The organism is Streptomyces sp. NPDC001492, from assembly GCF_053597275.1.
The window spans coordinates 83552-101582 of sequence record NZ_JBSFHW010000037.1; the positions used below are offsets into that span (position 1 = coordinate 83552).

An 18031-nucleotide genomic window follows, 5' to 3' on the forward strand; every position below is an offset into this window, starting at 1 on the left:
CCAGCTTTACGAGCAGTTGCACCGCAGGCAGAAACGGGAGTCAAGATGGGCCTGACCGCGAAGATCCGTACGCGGGACGGATGGGCCGTGTCGCACGCGGTCGTCACGGTGACCGACATGACCGGCACACAGGTGCTGCGCGCGGAGGCGGACGCGGAGGGGGCCGTACGGGATGCCACCGCGCTCGCCCCGGGCGCGTACACCGTCATCGTCACGGCCGTCGGGTACGCACCCGTGGCCTCCAGCGCGCTGGTCACGGCGAGCGGACGAGCCGAGCTGGGCGCGGTGACCCTGGCCCGGCAGGGCGGCACCGAGCTGCCGCCGCCCGGGCCGTGGACCATCGACCCGGCGCACTCCTCGGTGGGCGCGGTCGCCCAGCACCTGGGGATCTCCAGTGTGCACGGGCGGTTCACGGAGTTCGCCGGGCGCGTCGAGATCGCCCCGGACGAGGTGGAGAAGTCGCGGGTGGAGGCGGTGATCCGCGCCGCCTCGATCGACACGGGCAACGGTATGCGCGACGACCATCTGCGCTCGCCGGACTTCCTGGACGTCGAGAGGCACCCGGAGATCACGTACCGGTCCACCGGCCTTACGGCGGCGGGCGCGGACCGCTGGACCGTGCACGGGGAGCTGACCCTGCACGGGGTCGTACGGCCGGTGGACCTGGACCTGGCGTACCTCGGCACGGGCGCGGACCCGTGGGGCGGGACGCGGGCCGCCTTCCGGGCGACGACGGAACTCCGCCGCGAGGACTTCGCCATGAACTACAACCAGGTGCTCCAGGCGGGTATCGCCGCGATCGGCACGACGCTGAAGGTCGAGCTGGACATCCAGGCGGTGCAGGGGGAGTCGCTGCCGCAGGCGTAAAGACCATGGAATCGTTCTGTGGGCAGCCGTACGCCCAGCAGGGACAGGCCGAGCAGCGCTCCGGCGCCTAGGCTGGCGCCATGGCACCGAACATCGCGACCAACACCCGCGTCTCCCTCGACGAACTGCTGGACTTCGTACGCCCCCGCCACCGCGCGATCCTGCTGACGCGCAGGGCCGACGGCGGCCCGCAGGCCTCACCGCTGACCTGCGGCGTCGACGACTCGGGGCGGATCGTGGTCTCCACCTACCCCGAGCGGGCCAAGACCCGCAACGCCAAGCGGGACGAGCGGGTCAGCCTCGTCGTGCTGAGCGACGACTGGAACGGCCCGTGGGTCCAGGTGGACGGCACGGCCGAGGTCATCGACTCGCCGGAATCCGTGGAGCCGCTGGTGGAGTACTACCGGAACATCGCGGGTGAGCACCCGGACTGGGACGAGTACCGGGAGGCCATGGTCAAGCAGGGCAAGTCGATCATCCGGGTCACACCGGAGACGTGGGGACCGGTGGCCACCGGCGGCTTCCCGGCACGGCTGGCGTCCGGGGAGTAGCGCGTCAGCCGCGGGCCACCATCGCCTCGATGCCCGCGACCAGCAGGTCAAGGGCGAAGTCGAAGTCCCGCTCCCACATCTCGTGCACGGTGTCGCCGCCGCGGGCCGCCATGATGTCCTCGGACTCCTTGACGACCTCGGCGGCCTGCGGGTCCTGCGTCACCGCGCTCAAGGCGTGCTTGAAGTACTCGTCCGCGGTCATGCCGAAGTCGGCGCTGCGGGCGTTGAAGTGGCCCTCGATCGTCCCGAAGCCGTACACGAACTGGAAGACGGAGGAGATGGCCGCCGCCAGGCCGTGCGTGGGCAGTCCGGTACGGCGGATGACGCGTTGCACGACGCGGGCGAAGGCCAGGTTGTTCGGGCCGATGTTGAGGAAGGTGCCGGCCAGCGGCGACAGCCAGGGGTGGCGGACCAGCAGCGAGCGGTACTCCCTGGCGAGCGCGCGCAGCTGGTCGCGCCAGTCCTCGCCGGTGTCCGGCTCCGGCAGGCGGATCTCGCCGAAGGCCGCGTCCAGGGCGAGTTCGAGGAGGTCGTCCTTGGTGTCGACGTACCAGTAGACGGACATCGCGGTGACGTTCAGCTCGGCAGCCAGCCGGCGCATGGAGAACCTCGCCAGCCCCTCCGCGTCGAGCAGGCGGACGGTGACCTCGGTGATCCGCTCCCGGTCGAGCCCCGACGGCTGCCCGCCGCGACCGCCCCGTCGGACCTTGCCCTCCAGCCACACACTGGTCCGCGCCGCCCGCTCGGCTGCCCTCACCATTGGCGCACCTTCCCCTTGCGTTCACTGATCACGATGCCATGTGGCAGTCGCCCTCACGGGGCGTGGGGCTCCGGGCCACCCGAGCTCCTGGGCGACCACCACCTCCGAGTCTGCCCGCTCAGCCCTGCGCAGCAACGCCGCCGCGACACCCCACCGAGCAGCACAGCCACAGCTCCCACCGACTGCCCCGCCTTCAACCCGCCCCGGGGCCGGCCATGAGTGGCCGTAGACATGCCATACACCGCACAGCTGGTCGCTGTGCGGTGTAGGGCACTTTCGCCGCCGACTGCCAACTGGCAACCGCCGACTGCTAGCTGCTCGCCTTCTGCGTCAGGTCGTAGAAGGTCGACGAACCGACCGTCACCTTCTTGAAGTTCTTCTCCACCCATGAGGTGATCTGCGAGGACGTACCGCTGCTGCTGCCGCCCATGCCGCCGCCGCCCGTGCCGGACGAGATGAAGTAGTGGATCCTGCCGTCCGCCACGTACTGCTTGAACTGCGCGAGGGTCGGTGACGGGTCGGTGCCGTTGAAGCCGCCGATGGCCATCACCGGGTCGCCGGTGGAGAGCTGGTAACTCGCCGCGTTCTGCGCGCCGATGGCCGCTGCGACCCAGGTGTACCTGGACGAGTCCGTCTCCAGCAGCTTCTTGGCCTCGGAGCTGACGTTCGCGCCGTTCAGCAGGCCGCCGACGCCACCGCCGCCCGTCCGGCCGCCGGGCACACCGCCCTGCTGGTTCCGGGTGCTGCCGTTGCCGTTCTGCTGGTTCTGGCCCGGCATGCCGCCGCCCGGGAAGCCGTTGCCGTTCCGGGTGCTGCCGTTGCCGTTCTGCTGGTTCTGCTGTCCTGGCATGCCACCGCCGCCGAAGCCGCCCCGCATGCCACCGCCGCCGGGGCCGCCCCGGCCGCCGCCCATCATGCTCGCGCCGGCCGGACCGGCCGTGACGATGGAACCGGTGTGCGCGCTGTTCACGGTGGACAGCGTGTACGCGGTCGGGCCGGCCAGGGAGGCCAGGAGGCCGACGGCGGCCGCCCCGAGGGCGAGCTGCCGGCTGATCCGGCCCGCGAAGATCAGACCGAGCGCGGCGGCCAGACCGCCGACCAGGACCAGGTACTTCAGCCAGGGCAGATAGTCCGAGGTCCGGTTGAGGAGGATGTAGCCCCAGGCGGCGCTCGCCACGACCGCGCCCGCGAGGCTGAGGGACCCCCAGGTCTCGCGCCGCTTCTCCCACAGGAGCGCGGAGCCCATGCCGACCACGGCGGCGAGGTAGGGGGCGAGGGCCACCGTGTAGTACTGGTGGAAGATGCCCGCCATGTAGCTGAAGACGACCATGGTGAGGAGCAGCGAGCCGCCCCAGACCAGGAACGAACCGCGGGTCACGGACGTCCGCCGGGACGTGCGTGTCGCCACCAGGCCCGCGACGAGGAGGATCAGCGCGGCCGGCAGCAGCCAGGAGATCTGGCTGCCGACCTCGGAGCTGAACATCCGGTTCCAGCCGGTCGCGCCCCACATGCCGGTGCCGCCGCCGCCACCGCCGCCGCCGACGCTGCCGGTCTCGTTGCCGCTCAGACGCCCGAAGCCGTTGTAGCCGAAGGTCAGCGAAAGGAAGCTGTTGTCCTGCGAACCGCCTATGTACGGGCGGGAGGAGGCGGGCCACAGCTCGACGATCGCGACCCACCAGCCGCCGGCCACGACCAGCGCGGCGGTCGCCGCGGCCAGCTGCCCGAGACGCTTCCTCAGCGACACCGGCGCGCAGACCGCGTAGACGATCGCGAGGGCCGGCAGGATCAGGAAGGCCTGCAGGGTCTTGCCGAGGAACGCGAATCCGATCGCGGCACCCGCCCACACCAGCCACTTCGTACGGCCGTCCTCCAGGGCGCGGACCACGAGGTAGCAGGCGGCCGACATCAGCAACGCCAGCATGGCGTCCGGGTTGTTGAACCGGAACATCAGCGCCGCGACGGGAGTGAGCGCGAGGACCGCGCCCGCGATCAGTCCGGCCGCTGGACTGAACCGGCGGCGCACGGACGCGTACACGACGGCGACCGTCGCCATGCCCATGAGGACCTCGGGGACGAGGATCGCCCACGAGTTGAGGCCGAAGATCCGCACCGACAGCTCCATCGGCCACAGGGAGGCCGGGGGCTTGTCGACGGTGATGGCGTTGCCCGCGTCCAGTGAGCCGAAGAAGAACGCCTTCCAGGACTTGCTGCCTGCCTGGACGGCCGCCGAGTAGAAGGAGTTGGCGTAGCCGGAGGCGCTCAGGTTGTAGAGGTAGAGCAGGCCGGTGGCGAGCAACAGGCCGAGGAAGGCCGGGCGTACCCAGCGGGGGTCCTCGGGGCGGCCGCGCCGGAGTCCGCGGACGAACGGCTGCTCGGGTTCGCCGGATCCGGGGGCCGGGGTGGCCGGCGGGGCAACGGGCTCCCGTACGTCCGTGGTCGCCGTCGGTGGCGGGCCCCACGCGGAGGGACCCGGCTGAGCCGTCTGGTCGTAGTGGGTGGTCATCGTCAGTCCCTCGGATCGGTGTCGGCCGGGCGCATCGGCTGCAGATGCATGGTGGCGTCCTCCCAGCGCTGGTCCGCGACCTCACCGGCGCGGAACTGGGTGGTCCGGTACGGGTTCGGATGCGCGACCGGACGCTGCGGGAGCGGTTGGTACGGCTGCTGGTGACGGGCGTACTGGGGGGCCGTGGTGTGCGTCGGCGAGGTCGGGCCGGGTTCCGGTGCGTGCGAGGCCACCACGGTGGACGGCTCGCTGTCCCGCCGGTCGGAGAACACCCACGCGCGGAAGAGCAGGAAGCGCAGCACGGTCGCCGCGAGGTTGGCGGCGACGAGGACGGCCAGTTCGGTGGAGTGCGCCGGGTCGGACGTCGCCGCGTTCAGGGCGGCGAGCGAACCGCTGGTCAGCGCGAGGCCTATGCCGAAGACGACCAGGCCCTGCGCCTGGTGCCGGACGGCGCCGCCGCTGCCGCGCACCCCGAAGGTGAGGCGCCGGTTGGCCGCCGTATTGGCGACCGCGGAGACCAGCAGGGCCAGCGCGTTGGCGACCTGCGAGCCGCCGAACTGCCGGAAGACGCTGTAGAGGACCAGGTAGAAGAGGGTCGACAGACCGCCGACGACACAGAAGCCGACGAGCTGGCGGGCGAGCCCCTTCGGCACGTCCTGGATCTCGCGGTCGCGCGGATCGTCGCCGAACGGCCGGGTGATCCGGTCCAGCGGCAGCGAGCCGGTGGCCAGGGCCTTGCCCACCCGCCACACGCCCTTGAGGTCCTCGGTCGCCGTCTTCACGATGTGGACGGTGGAGTTCGGGTCGTCGACCCAGTCGACGGGAACTTCGTGGATACGCAGCCCCGCGCGCTCGGCGATGACCAGCAACTCGGTGTCGAAGAACCAGCCGGTGTCCTCGACCAGCGGCAGCAGCACCTGCGCGACATCACGCCGGATCGCCTTGAAGCCGCACTGCGCGTCGGAGAAGCGTGCCTGCAGCGAGCCGCGCAGGATCAGGTTGTACATCCGTGAGATGAACTCCCGCTTGGGACCGCGCACCACCCGGGAGCTGCGGGAGAGCCGCGAGCCGATGGCGAGGTCCGAGTGGCCCGAGATCAGCGGGGCCACCAGCGGGAGCAGGGCGTTGAGGTCGGTGGACAGGTCCACGTCCATGTAGGCGAGGATCGGGGCGTCCGAGGCGGACCACACGGTGCGCAGGGCGCGTCCGCGGCCCTTCTGCTCCAGCCGGAAGTGGGAGACCTCGGGGATCTCCGCCTCCAGCCGCGCCGCCACCAGCGGAGTGGCGTCGGTGGACGCGTTGTCCGCGACCGTGATCCGGAACGCGTACGGGAAGGTGCGCCTGAGGTGGTCGTGCAGTCTCAGCACACACGGCTGGAGGTCCTTCTCCTCGTTGTAGACTGGGATCACTACGTCCAGGACAGGCGTACCGGCGTCGCCGGCCGGGAGGTGCTCCCGCGCCGGCAGAGTGCCGGGAGAAGAGTCGGTTCGCATGGAAACGACTCTGGTCAAGTGCCCTGTTGCACCCATGTGCCGGCACTGTGCTGCACCTGTGAGTGCGATTGCCGGTTCGTTTCGGGGGCCGGGTGGGGGAACACCGGGGCGAGCGCCGGCAGATGCACGGTGAAGACCGTACGGCCCGGAACACTGTCCACGGTCACCGCGCCGCCGTGCGCGGTCGCGACGGCCTGCACGATGGCAAGCCCGAGGCCCGTGGAGCCGGAGGCACGGGAGCGCGAGGAGTCACCCCGCGCGAACCGCTCGAAGACGTGCGGCAGCAGCTCCGCCGGGATCCCCTGCCCGTTGTCCTCGACGTCCACGCACATCCACGGACCGCGCCGCTGGATGCGTGCGGTGATGGTCGTGCCGGGGGCGGTGTGCTTACGGGCGTTGCCCAGCAGGTTGACCAGCACCTGCTGGATGCGTGCCGCGTCCGCGGACACGAGGGCCGGTTCGTCGGGCAGATCGAGCCGCCAGATGTGGTCCATGCCGGCCGCGCGGGAGTCGCTGACCGTGTCGACGACCAGAGGGATGAGGTCGGTCTGCTCGAACTGGAGCGGACGGCCCGCGTCCAGACGGGCCAGGAGAAGAAGGTCTTCGACAAGCAGCGTCATCCGTCCCGCCTCGGACTCGATACGGCCGAGGGCGTGCCGGGTGTCGGGGCCGATCTGCTCTCTGCCGCGTCTGGTCAGCTCGGCGTACCCGCGAATGGAGGCCAGGGGAGTGCGCAGTTCATGGCTGGCGTCGGCGACGAACTGCCGTACCCGCATCTCGCTCTGCTGCCGCGAGTGCAGCGCACCGTGGACATGGTCCAGCATCCGGTTGAGCGCGGCCCCGACCTGCCCGACCTCGGTGTGCGGGTCGGTCTCGGACTCCGGGACACGCTCGGAGAGGTTCACCTCGCCGGTGTGGAGGGGGAGTTCGGAGACCCGGGTGGCGGTGGCGGCGACACGGCGCAGGGGGCGGGTGGCCACGCCTACGAGGACGTAGCCGGCGATGACGGCTGCGCCGAGGCCGGCGGCGGTGACGCTCACCTCGACGAGGATGAGGGTGTTGATGGTGTTGTCGGTGTCCTTGGTGGGGATGCCGACGTAGTAGCCGCTCCTGTACTCGACCTGGTATGTGCCCAGCCCCGGAAGGTCCACGGTGTGCGGATTGCCGTCCTGGGAGACCTGGCCGAGGGCGGTCATCTGGGCGTCGCTGAGGTCCTTGGCGCTCATCTCGAAGTTGGACGAGGACTTCTTGCCGATCTTGCCATCGGTGACGGAGCTGTTGATGACCTTGGCCGCGAGGGTGCCGGGGGGCTGCGGTCCGTGCTTGACGAACTCGCTGAGATCGATCGTCTTGCGGAGCTGGCTCTGCTGATTGTCCTGGCCAGGCGCGCCACCGGCCTTGCCCACACCGGGAGGCCCAAAGTCGCCCGACACACGCGTCACGGCCTCACCCAGCTGCCTGTTCAACTGGTCGTACAGATGCTGCCTGAGCGCCAACGTCGTCACCGTACCGATCACCGCACACACCACGGCGATCAGCACCACGGAAGCGACGACGAGCCGCGCCCGCAGGGTGCGCGGCTGTCCCGCTCGTCGCCTCTGCGTACGCGGTCGTCGTCGTCCGCTCATGAGGCGGCAGGCTTGATCAGATAACCGGCTCCCCGCCGGGTGTGGATCATCGGCTCACGACCGGCGTCGATCTTCCGCCGCAGATACGAGATGTAGAGCTCGACCACATTGGCCTGCCCACCGAAGTCGTACGACCACACCCGGTCGAGTATCTGCGCCTTGCTGAGCACGCGCCGCGGGTTGCGCATCAGAAAGCGCAGCAGCTCGAACTCGGTGGCCGTGAGGTGGATGCCCTCCCCGGCACGGCTGACCTCGTGACTGTCCTCGTCCAGGGTCAGATCACCGACGACCAGCACGGAGTCCGAACGCCGGTCGGCCGCACCGGAGCGCCGGATCAGCCCGCGCAGCCGTGCCACGACCTCTTCCAGGCTGAACGGCTTGGTGACGTAGTCGTCGCCACCGGCGGTGAGACCGGCGATCCGGTCCTCGACCGCGTCCTTCGCGGTCAGGAACAGGACGGGCACGTCGGGCAGCTCACGGCGCAGCCGCCCGAGCACCGTCAGCCCGTCCATGTCCGGCAGCATCATGTCGAGAACGACGGCGTCGGGCCGGAACTCCCGCGCGGTCTGGAGGGCACCCGTGCCGTCCCCCGCACTCCTGATCTGCCATCCCTCGTAACGAAGGGCCATGGACAGCAGCTCGGTGATCGACATCTCGTCGTCCACCACAAGCACTCGGACGGGGCTCCCGTCCGGCCTCAGCAGTTCGGTGCGCCCCTGGGGCGAGGTCGTGGTCATGGTGGCCACACTGTCGGGATCCTCTGAGAGCACCCTTTCGACACCCTGTGATTTCCCTGAGAAACACACAGGCGTCTCTCAGGCAGCCCCTGGGAGGTTCCTGCCCTGCGGCACCTGCCTGTGGGCTCAGAGCCCGAACAACCGCGCCCCGTTGTCATGGCAGACGGCCCGCAGCCACTCGTCACCCAGCCCCAGCTGCTCCAGCGCATGCAGCTGATGCACGTACGGATACGGGATGTTGGGAAAGTCGCTGCCCAGCAGCACCCGGTCGCCGAGGTCGCCGAGCCGGGGCAGCGCCCGCCGCGGGAACGGCGCGAGCCGCTCGCTGAAGTCCGTGAACGCCATCGTCGTGTCCAGCCGCACCTCCCGGTAGCGCTCGGCAAGGTCGAGGAAGTCCTCGTACTCCGGCATCCCCATGTGCGCGACGACCAGCCGCAGCCGGGGATGCCGGGCCAGCACCCGCCCGACCGGCTCCGGCCCGGTGTGCTTGCCGGGCGCGGGACCCGATCCGCAGTGCATCACCACCGGTACCCCCGCCTCGGCCAGCAACCCCCAAGCGGGGTCGAGGAGTTCACTCGCCGGGTCGTACGCCCCCACCTGCACATGCGCCTTGAAGACCCGCGCCCCGGCATCGAGGGCTTCCTGGACGTAGGCCGCAACGCCCGGCTCCGGAAAGAGGGTTGAGGTGTGCAGACAGTCCGGAGTGCGGCCGGCGAAGTCCGCGGCCCAGCTGTTGAGCCACTGCGCCATGCCCGGCTTGTGCGGGTAGAGCATGGCGGTGAAGCGGCGCACGCCGAACTCCCTGATCAGCGCGACCCGTTCCGCTTCCTCCTGGCGGTAGGTGATGGGCCATTCGACGCCGCCGGTCAGCGGACCCAGTGAGTCGAAGTAGCCCCAGACCTTGCGCAGCACCCGCTCGGGCATGAAGTGGGTGTGCACGTCGACCAGCCCGGGCAGCCCGAGCCGCTGCCAGAACCGCCGCACATCCTCGGCCTCCACGGGCTGATCGCTCATGTCGTCCACGATCGACCGGAGAGGGACGGGGTGTCCATAGCGCCCGGGGTGAACCGACGAGCCGAATCCGTGTCCCGGCGGTTGGGGAATCGGGAGCAGGAACGCGGGTATTCACGCTCGCCCGAGACATGGCGGGGCGATTTCGCGGGGGCTCACACGATTGGCCGCGCCCGAGATGAAACCTGCCGCAGGAGTAGGCAGAGTGATGGACGAGGGGGCAAAAAACACACCAAACACGCCTGGAGATATCCATGTCACGAATACTCGCGATCGGCGCCGCCCTTGGCTTCGCTCTCGCAGCCACGGCCGGATCCGCGATGGCCGCTCCGTCCGCCCTTCACACCGCCACGAAGACCACAACGGTCCAGTCCAGTCAGATCGCCTACCACGGCGGGGACGATGGCGACTGCGACGGCGTCGGCAACCAGTGTGCATGACACCTATCCCCGCGTGAGATAGGGACAGGCAGAGGAGGAGGGCTTTATGCCCGTCATTTCCTCCTCTGCCTCCTAACGCGCAACACTCACACCCTGCTACAGCCGGAGTAGCCCAGACGTTTGGTCGGGTTTGCTAATTCACTGCTCATCTTGATTGTTGAAACGTTGGTTGCCGCTCGTGGCACGCCTGCCCGTCCGGGTTCGACCGACAACTCAGAACAAACCGTCCTGCGCGTCGGCCCGACGCTTGAACTCCTGTATCGGAAAGGTGAGTTCGCCCTCTCCTACAGGTCCCTCGACGGGAAGCAACTCCCACCCCCGCATCAACCGCGTATCCAGCACGACGACGCCACGCCCGGCCACCAGATGCAGATCCGGCCCGGCCGCCGCAACCAACCGCCCGCTCACCACCCCGCCCGCGACCAGCTCGGTCACCTCGCCCACGGCGGCCGGCAGATCGGCGAGCCCGAACACCTCGGCGTGATCGACCGGTCGGCAGGGCTCACGGGCGAGTGACTCCGGCCAGCCGTCGAGTGCGAGCGCCCGCCCGTGCAACTCCTCGACCTCTGCCGCCCGCTCCGCCTCCGCCTCCGGCAACCCGGACCGCACCGCCCGCTTCTCGGCGTACCGAATCCGGTCCGGCACCTGGAGCGCGGCCCGCAGCAACTCCTCGGCGCGCCGCGCCGCCATCAGCGGCCCCACCCCCAGCCAGCTGAAGCACACCGCACCCTGCTCGAGCAGCCGTGCGGAGCCCCGCTCCTCGGCCGTGATCCCGACCTTGACCATGCCGGGCCCGAACCACGCCAGATATACGTGGTACGGCCGCGGGTCGTCCGCGATCGTGTCGGCGGCCACCGAGTGCGCCCGGTCCAGCCGCGCACACTCCTCGCAGCGCGCCCCCGTACTCCGCCCCGGCACGACCGCCCGCACCGGACACGCATGTCCCCGCGCTCCCACACATGTCCGCACACCACCGTCCGCGACCCCGAAGGCCACCCGTTTCCCCCAGGTCAGCGCCGAGCGCCGCCCGCCCTCCCATGCCAGCACGGGACCGCCTGCCGCCCATCGCAGCCCCGAGCACTTCCATGCCTGTGCCATTGCCTTCGAGAGTAGGGGGCGCCACTGACAATGGGTCGCGGCGAGGGACTGCGAGCAGTTCGGCGCCCTGTTGCAGCCGGTTCAGCGCCCTGCTTCAGCGACGGCGGCAGGCTCCGGCTCCCCGCCGCCGGCCGCGACCACCGCGCCGTACGACTCCGCCGTACGACCTGCTCCCCGCCCGCGCCCGGCCAGCCGGCAGCCGACGCACCCGGGATGGCCCTCACGCGCCGCCAGATCCCGCACCCGCCATCCCCACTGCTCCCTGGGCCGCCGCCCCGGCGGCTTGCCCCACCCGGCAAGGTGCAGCGCCCAGGTCACCAGGACGCTCACGACCACGATGCCGAGCCCTCCGGCCAGCGCGATCACCGATGCCGTACACACCCCGAGCCCCAGCGCCACGGCGCCCGCGCTCGCGACCGCGAAACCGGTCCAGCCGGCGACCGTGTGCCCCTCGTCATACTGGTGTGCGCTCATGTACCCGCCTCCCCGAGGACGAACGGGATCCGGACGGCGACCGGACAGCACGCCCGCCAGATCCCTCAGCTCCTAAGAAATTTATCTCATAAACCTCTCACGATCTAAGGGAATCAGGAATCCGGAATGCAAGCCAAACCGCGCCCGACCGCCACCCCGGCCCAGGCGCTGTCGGCAATGGACCACCTCATCGCGACCAGCCTGATCGGCCAGCAGGAGACGGCCCAGCGGATCGGCCTGAACGTCACCGACCTGACGTGCTTCGCCTATGTCATCGAGGCCGGCGAGAACCTCCTCACGGCCGGTGATCTGGCAGCCCGCGCCCACGTCACCACGGGCGCGGTCACCGGGATCCTCAACCGTCTGGAACGCGCCGGTTACGTCACCCGCCGCCCCGACCCGACGGACCGCCGCCGGGTCCGTGTGGCCGCCCTGCCGGACGCGGAGGCCCGCGTCCGCGAGGTCTACGAGCCGTACTACGCCCGCCTGATCGAGCTCTTCGCCGACTACTCCCCCGACGAAATCGCCGTCCTGACGGACTGGTTCACCCGCGCGAGCGCCCTGGCGGCCGGATACCTGGAAGAGCACCGCCGAACGGACTGAGCCGGACCTGCGGCGGGCCGCCCTCCCGCTCCACGCCGAGCTCGCCCGCCCGCACACCACCGAGGCCTTCCGCCGCCCGGCGGCCGCAGCTCGAACTCGTCCATCTGTGTTGGTGTCAGATCGCGACGACCACGAGGGCCCCGGAATCCTTCGGGGCCTCAAATACGTGTGACACCAACGGTATTCGGGCCCGTCGGCGGCCGGGGAAGCGCCGCTCGATTCGCCCGGTTGCGCGTCATTGACCCCGTATGCCAGCTCCGGAGAGCGCGGCGGGACATATCGGATTAGCCTCCCAAATGAGCGCTTAGTGGATCTTAGAGGTGCGCTCATCCGACCCAAGGAGGAGTAATGCGCAAGCTTCAGAAGGCCGCTGTCGCGGCCGCCATCCTCGGCAGCTTCACCCTCATAGCCACCGGCACCGCCACCGCCCAGCCCGCGAACCTCATGCATGAAGGCGGCGGGTGCAGGTCCCACGACCTGAATGTCGACATCCTCGGCCAGGTCGGGCTGCTCAACGGCCTTCTGGGCAATGCGCTCAACGGCGAGGGCAACGCGGGCGGTCAGAACAACCACGTCGGCTCCAGTACCTGCGATTAGGTGGGCCACTGATCGCGTCACACAGCTGACCGACTTGGGTCTCGGCGCCCGGAGCACAGCTCCGGGCGCCGAGCGCTGTCTCCCCCCACGACCGCCGCACTCCCCGGACACAAGAGGCCCCGGATCCCTCCGGGGCTTCTCATCTGTGGGTCAAGTCCCGTACCGCCCTTGGGTGGAAGTCCGCCCTTGGGTGGAAGTTCGCCGACCAGCAGTCGTCTCCCGATCGTGCGCGGCAGTCAGGCGGAGTTCGTGCGGCGGGACCTGGCCCTCAGGAACAGCGCCGCCACGCCGGCGAGGAGCGCGCCGCCCACGGTCCAGGCCGCCGCGCCGAGGCGCGATGTCGCGAAGGAATGCGCGGCCGTCTGTTCATTGGCGCAGGCGCTGCCTCGGGCGGCGCCCGTGACGCGCAGCCGGGCCCACGGCTTGTCGGCCTCGGACAGCCGGGCGTCGTGCCGGTAGACCACGTAGAGGCCGGGCGCCGCGTCGCACTTGAGGGTGGTGGTGGCGGACAGGACCGCCTTGGCGCCACGCAGAACGGGGTGGTCGGCGAAGGCGCGGGAGGTGAGGCTGATGTCCCCGTCCGCTCCCTCGTCGTCGTTGTCGGTGATCGTGATGCGGTGGCCGGCCCGGAAGGTCCGCACGTCCCACTCCGACTGGGGCCAGGTGGTGTCCGGGGCCCAGCGCTCCTCCGGGTCGGGCCGGGGCAACTTCTTCACCTTGTCGCGACAGGCCCGGCGCGCGGCCTCGCCGGCCGGCTCGACGCGCACCCGCGCCCAGCGGAACGGGTGCTCCTCGGGGCCCACGTCTCCGGCGCCGCGCCGCAGCACCGGGTAGGTGCCGGGCTTGGCCTCGCAGGCGATGGTCACGGTGGCGGTCAGCAGCGGATCCATCATGCGCAGCTTGCCTGTTGCGAGGAACACGGACGAGCGCAGGGTGTCGCCGTACACGGCCTCGCCCTGCTTGGCGTCGACCGTCAGCCTGTCACCGGGCCGCACCGATGTGACGCTTCCGTACGTGAGCGACGCCGTGGGCTGCGCGCCCGAGGCCGGCCCGGCCGCCAGGAGGGGCAGCAGGAGCGGGAGCGCCACCCACCCGGCAGCACGGAGTCTGTCCATCGCCTTTGTCTCTCCTTGGGCATCACACGCCGTTCGGCTGACTTCAAGACGGAGAGACACCTCGTTGCGTTCCCGACACAGATGGGTCCCGGCTTCCACGGCGGCGGCAACGACGCCAACGACGACTGGGGGACGTACGCACCGGTCAGCTCACGCTCGTGGCCCCGACCTCCAAACGCCAAGAGCCCCGGATCTCTCCGGGGCTCTTGGTCTGTGTGCACTCGGCAGGATTCGAACCTGCAACCTTCTGATCCGTAGGATCGGGCAGCCTCTTGGGAGGAGGCTCCACCTTCTCCTGAATTGATCGTTGGCGGTGGTGATCGACAGTCTCTGTGTGCCGTCGTTGCCGTCAAGGTTGCCGTCGGGGTCGCGTCTGAACCTATCCGCGTGATCGCGCGGGATGCGCTACTCGCCCCTTGGGGCACCTTGGGCCCCGAGCCGGGACGGTCGCGGACTTCGGATGTGGCCGACGAACGTTGTTGCTACAACGTCCCGCGCGACGCGCCACATCGATGTCAGGTCCCGTTGCTAAGTCTCTTGATCGTGTGTGAGTGCAGGTTAGATGAACCGGATGAGGTCCAGCGGGCGGTGGAAGCTGGCGTAGGACATCTCGCGGAGGTCGGCTGCGATGTTCGTGTGGCCGCCGGCGCGCCTCACCCGGACTTTGAAATCGCCCTGGCTTAACCGCCGGGCGAAACATCCCATTTCAGCGGGACTGCGTTGCACTGTAACGGTCCGATGTAATTCTCCGTGCAGATTCCACCACCAATCATCGCTCTGCGTGAGGAGTGCGAGGAGGCGCCAACGCTAAGCTCAGTTCTTCCTCAAGATCGAGCCTCAAGGTCGCCACGTCCCCTAGTCGCGTGTAAGTTCCCTTGCCAAGGAGAGACCAAGTCGGGGGATCACCAAGACCCTCGTATCTGCTGTTGGCCACGCGCCACGCAATGCAGAGCTCCTTGGCCATAAATTTAAATCGGGGAACTTCTTTGCCTTCCAAGAAGCGTTATTCAAAGACGCTGGCGGCCATTGGCGCCATTGTTGCGGCGACTGCATTGACTGTCAGCCTGGCGCCTGCCGCGAACGCCGCTACGCCCACGGACGCCGAGATCACCGCAGCGCTGAAGCGCTACGGTAACGGAACGTGGACGCAGACCGATGTGAATCTCATCCGCTCCATTCCGGAACTCGCCGCGGCGGTGCCGGACGTTACGCGGCCGGAAGAGGTCACTGTCACCTCAGTGGTGGTTGGTGATGCCGGTCAGGTCATACCCAAGGACGCCGAGCGCAGCGACCCTTCGCAGGTTCAGGAGACACCGGCGGAGACCGAGGTCGACTCAGCCGCACTGCGCGCCTCTGCTGTTCCCTCGGCCGCCACTGCCGGCAGCAAGAAGTGGAGGATGACGCACATCACGCATACCCATCGCAGCCTCACAGGCGCGATCATCTTCAAGTACCACACGTACGCCGAGTTCCAGTACGATGGCTCGAAGGTCTTGAAGTGGGGCGAGCGCTCTGATGACTTCACGGACGAAGACCTAGTGGCCGGGCTCAACATCCAGCCCAAGCTTATCGTGGACACCAAGTCGCGTACGCCCGCAAGCTCCGGTTCATCGAAGATGAAGCGTGAAGTGGAACTCTGCGTCGCCCATTACGGCTGCTACGCCACGTTGCACCCGTGGGCTCAAGTCAAGGTCTACGGAACCGGCAAGACCGCAATCGGCGGAAGCGGCGTTTAAGGGAGAAAGTATATGAAGTCGCTCATCGGGTCATTGATCGCCATCTTCGCCTTCTTCATCTTGATCCTGGCGGTGCTCGGTTCCAGCTTCGGCGGTATCGAGATCATCGCGTGGCTTGCAGCGCTCGTTGCATCCGTGATTTTCACAATTCGACGCCACCGCAAAGGCAAGAGGGATGTCAGCGCCGGAACGTAGCGGCTTCATGCTTCGCGCATGATCTCTCCTGACGCGCCCGGTCAACGCAGGAGTGCCCCCAGACTGCATCATGTCTGGGGGCACTCCTGCGTTGGGAGACCAGTGCCAGGCGACCGTGTCCCTGTTCCGTCCAGCGGCCCCCAAGAAGAGCCCGCCGCAATCTGGTCCACGCCTGGTCGGACCCTCCGGACGGTACAGGCGGCCTGAGCCCCGAATCTGCGATTCCAGGGTGGCGAATGCTGGCGAACGTGGACCTCGGCCTGCACGCCCTCATCCTGCACACGCGGGAGTACGCGAGGCTGTGCGACCGGTACGCGGGCCGCTTCCTGCACCACAACCCGAAGCCGGGCGGCGGGCCCCGCGACCCGGAGAAGGTCATCACCTCGGCGCGTGCAATGAAGGCGGCCGGGTTCATGGTTTTCGATGACCTGTGGATCGTGGACGGCAAAAACCTCGCGCAGTGCGACTCGGACTGCGGCCGTCCCTACGGTCAGGCGTAGCACACGACAGTAGCGATGCGGCCGGCCTCGAATCGTGGTCGGCCGCGTTCGCCTGGAAGGAGAGCAGACGTTGTCCGGGTCATCCCCTGAACTGCCGATCGTGGTGCTGGACGCGTTGATGCCGACGGCTCAGCGCCTGGTGCTCAACCGCCGGGGCTCCATGGTCTGGGAGGTGGAGAGCCATCGGGGCCACTACGCCGTGAAAGTCGGCTATCCGATCGAGGCCACGGCCGACTGGGCTGCCCAGCCCTGGACCGCCCTCGCACCTGCCCGCGAAGGGGCCGTGCTCCATCGCCTCGGCTTCGTCGACTTCGCGTACGGCGAGTGGGAGCAAGGAACCTGGAACTTCCAGCCGTGGCGTGAAGGGCCGGACCTGTACCAGCTGTGGGAGCCGTGCCGTCGGCCTGGCTCGCCCATCGCACCGCACACCAGCGTGGCACTGGGCTGCGTCGAGGCACTGGCCGAACTCCACGCCAAGGGCTGGGCCCACGGTGACCTACAGCCCGCCCACTTCATCATCGGGCCGGAGCAAACCCACCTCATCGACCTCGCCCTTGCCCACGGCGCGCCTGTACCCGAGGGATACGACTTCCCGTTCCGCGGCTGCCTCGTCCACTACGAAGCACCGGAGATCGCCCGGAGCGTGCTCGACACGGGCGAAGCCCAGCCGACGCCGGAAGCCGACGTCTACGCGCTCGGCGCCTCGCTTCTCATCTCCGCCACTGGCTGGCGTGCGATGGAGTATCCGGACGGCGCTCCCCGCTCGGTGCAACGAGAGGCCGTAGCGAACGGGCGGCGACGGCCGGTCAAGGCGCCGGGGGAGTTGGGAGAGCTGATCGACGCGATGCTCAGCCACGCGCCGGAGGACCGACCCACCATCTACGAGGTGGGCAAAGCCCTGAGCTGAATACAAAGCGCCGGTACACCGACGCCGCCCGTACGACTGCACCGACAAACGAAGACCGGACCACCCCTCAGCCTGGACAGCATTCCGGGTGGTCCGGTCGCGGAAGCCCTGATCAGGACCCCGTTGCCGATGGTACCGGGGTAGTTGGCGTGCCCAAATGTGGGTGCGGCTGTAACCCCGGCTCCGTGTTGTCGAGTTAGAGAGGGTTCTGACCTGAACCTCCGAAAGTCAGCCACGGCGGCGGGTGCGCCGACTGAGTACCCGCCACGTGTGCTTCCAGTAACCCCCGCCGGCCTCAGCCACGCCTCTTCCAACGTCACGGTCCGCGCCTCGCCCCGGCCTGGGCGTCGTCCGCGCAGCATGGCAACTGGGCTCAGGCTGCGTCGCCGGGGTCTTGCGGCTTTGAAGCGGCGGGCAGTTGGTTGGCGCGGTCGTGCTTGGTGAGCGTCGGCCTGGTCCTGGTGCTCGGAGTGGTCGGGTTGCTTCCTGGTCTGGTTGTCCGCCTCGGCATGGCTGCGCGCTGAGCGGGTGGGGGCCGCCGGAGCGGTGGCGGAGACAAGGAGCGGCGGCGGCCCTTGGCCGCCAGCGCGCGCGGCCCGCCGTAGGCGGGCCGCCTTGATCCGAGTGACGATGGACATCTACACCTTCGTCCGGCTCGACTCCCAGCGCTCCGCCTTCGATCGCGTCGGCGACGCGTTGAGGGGTGACGGCAACGGTCCGGACGATGACGACGGCGCGGCCGGTGTCCTCGTAGCCGTCTAATCCGCCCCGGAATGCGGTTGCCGTCAAACACTGCCGTCAAGACATAAGCCAGAG

General features: G+C 69.1%; 18 protein-coding genes and 1 pseudogene. 10 read left to right on the forward strand and 9 right to left on the reverse strand.

Annotation, left to right across the window (positions count from 1 at the left end):
* Positions 1-45: 45 nt before the first annotated feature.
* The gene (locus ACWC1K_RS36460) at positions 46-867 is read left to right on the forward strand and encodes a YceI family protein (protein WP_450837195.1); all 822 of its coding nucleotides are present in this window, start codon (positions 46-48) and stop codon (positions 865-867) included.
* Positions 868-947: 80 nt separating this feature from the next.
* Positions 948-1418 carry a PPOX class F420-dependent oxidoreductase gene (locus ACWC1K_RS36465; RefSeq protein WP_450837196.1) on the forward strand — a complete coding sequence of 157 codons (471 nt, stop codon included), beginning with the start codon at positions 948-950 and terminating at the stop codon, positions 1416-1418.
* A 4-nt stretch (positions 1419-1422) separates the two neighbouring features.
* Here the strand turns inward: ACWC1K_RS36465 and ACWC1K_RS36470 are convergent, their stop codons facing one another.
* The 6 genes from ACWC1K_RS36470 to ACWC1K_RS36495 form a co-directional block, all read right to left on the reverse strand.
* A complete protein-coding gene (locus ACWC1K_RS36470) occupies positions 1423-2178 on the reverse strand; it encodes a TetR/AcrR family transcriptional regulator (protein WP_450837197.1) in 756 nt (251 codons plus the stop codon).
* 310 nt (positions 2179-2488) lie between these two features.
* Entirely contained in the window at positions 2489-4681 is a 2193-nt protein-coding gene (locus ACWC1K_RS36475; RefSeq protein ID WP_450837198.1) for a glycosyltransferase family 39 protein, read from the reverse strand.
* Between the two features lie 2 nt (positions 4682-4683).
* The gene (locus ACWC1K_RS36480; protein WP_450837199.1) at positions 4684-6174 is read right to left on the reverse strand and encodes a glycosyltransferase; all 1491 of its coding nucleotides are present in this window, start codon (positions 6172-6174) and stop codon (positions 4684-4686) included.
* 14 nt (positions 6175-6188) lie between these two features.
* Positions 6189-7802, reverse strand: coding sequence for a HAMP domain-containing sensor histidine kinase (locus ACWC1K_RS36485; RefSeq protein WP_450837200.1), 1614 nt, complete (start codon positions 7800-7802; stop codon positions 6189-6191).
* Positions 7799-8539, reverse strand: a complete 741-nt coding sequence (locus ACWC1K_RS36490) for a response regulator transcription factor (protein WP_450837201.1) — start codon at positions 8537-8539, stop codon at positions 7799-7801. The genes ACWC1K_RS36485 and ACWC1K_RS36490 overlap by 4 nt, the downstream gene beginning before the upstream one ends.
* A 126-nt stretch (positions 8540-8665) precedes the next feature.
* The gene (locus ACWC1K_RS36495) at positions 8666-9553 is read right to left on the reverse strand and encodes an amidohydrolase family protein (protein ID WP_450837202.1); all 888 of its coding nucleotides are present in this window, start codon (positions 9551-9553) and stop codon (positions 8666-8668) included.
* A gap of 251 nt (positions 9554-9804) precedes the next feature.
* Between ACWC1K_RS36495 and ACWC1K_RS36500 the strand changes: the two genes are divergently transcribed.
* A complete protein-coding gene (locus ACWC1K_RS36500) occupies positions 9805-9990 on the forward strand; it encodes a hypothetical protein (protein WP_351477580.1) in 186 nt (61 codons plus the stop codon).
* A 213-nt stretch (positions 9991-10203) separates the two neighbouring features.
* On the opposite strand, the gene ACWC1K_RS36505 is transcribed toward ACWC1K_RS36500, so the two are convergent.
* Positions 10204-11088, reverse strand: a complete 885-nt coding sequence (locus tag ACWC1K_RS36505; protein WP_450837203.1) for a DUF2797 domain-containing protein — start codon at positions 11086-11088, stop codon at positions 10204-10206.
* An 81-nt stretch (positions 11089-11169) separates the two neighbouring features.
* Positions 11170-11562: an HGxxPAAW family protein gene (locus ACWC1K_RS36510; RefSeq protein WP_450837204.1), complete on the reverse strand. Its 393-nt coding sequence runs from the start codon at positions 11560-11562 to the stop codon at positions 11170-11172.
* A gap of 126 nt (positions 11563-11688) precedes the next feature.
* On the opposite strand from ACWC1K_RS36510, the gene ACWC1K_RS36515 reads away from it, so the two are divergent.
* Entirely contained in the window at positions 11689-12165 is a 477-nt protein-coding gene (locus ACWC1K_RS36515) for a MarR family winged helix-turn-helix transcriptional regulator (RefSeq protein ID WP_450837205.1), read from the forward strand.
* Between the two features lie 348 nt (positions 12166-12513).
* Positions 12514-12762: a hypothetical protein gene (locus ACWC1K_RS36520; RefSeq protein WP_030938646.1), complete on the forward strand. Its 249-nt coding sequence runs from the start codon at positions 12514-12516 to the stop codon at positions 12760-12762.
* 236 nt (positions 12763-12998) lie between these two features.
* On the opposite strand, the gene ACWC1K_RS36525 is transcribed toward ACWC1K_RS36520, so the two are convergent.
* Complete coding sequence (locus tag ACWC1K_RS36525) at positions 12999-13877, reverse strand: hypothetical protein (protein ID WP_450837206.1); 879 nt, start codon at positions 13875-13877, stop codon at positions 12999-13001.
* 986 nt (positions 13878-14863) lie between these two features.
* On the opposite strand from ACWC1K_RS36525, the gene ACWC1K_RS36530 reads away from it, so the two are divergent.
* The 5 genes and pseudogenes from ACWC1K_RS36530 (at position 14864) to ACWC1K_RS36550 (ending at position 17977) form a co-directional block, all read left to right on the forward strand.
* Positions 14864-15613 (forward strand): hypothetical protein, encoded by a 750-nt coding sequence (locus ACWC1K_RS36530; RefSeq protein WP_450837207.1) that lies wholly within the window; start codon positions 14864-14866, stop codon positions 15611-15613.
* A gap of 12 nt (positions 15614-15625) precedes the next feature.
* Complete coding sequence (locus ACWC1K_RS36535; RefSeq protein WP_450837208.1) at positions 15626-15808, forward strand: hypothetical protein; 183 nt, start codon at positions 15626-15628, stop codon at positions 15806-15808.
* Positions 15809-16053: 245 nt separating this feature from the next.
* Positions 16054-16308 (forward strand): annotated as a pseudogene (locus ACWC1K_RS36540) (hypothetical protein); the annotation flags it as partial.
* 70 nt (positions 16309-16378) lie between these two features.
* Entirely contained in the window at positions 16379-17215 is an 837-nt protein-coding gene (locus tag ACWC1K_RS36545; protein WP_450837209.1) for a protein kinase domain-containing protein, read from the forward strand.
* A 615-nt stretch (positions 17216-17830) separates the two neighbouring features.
* Positions 17831-17977, forward strand: coding sequence for a hypothetical protein (locus tag ACWC1K_RS36550; protein WP_450837210.1), 147 nt, complete (start codon positions 17831-17833; stop codon positions 17975-17977).
* The last annotated feature ends 54 nt before the right edge of the window (positions 17978-18031 follow it).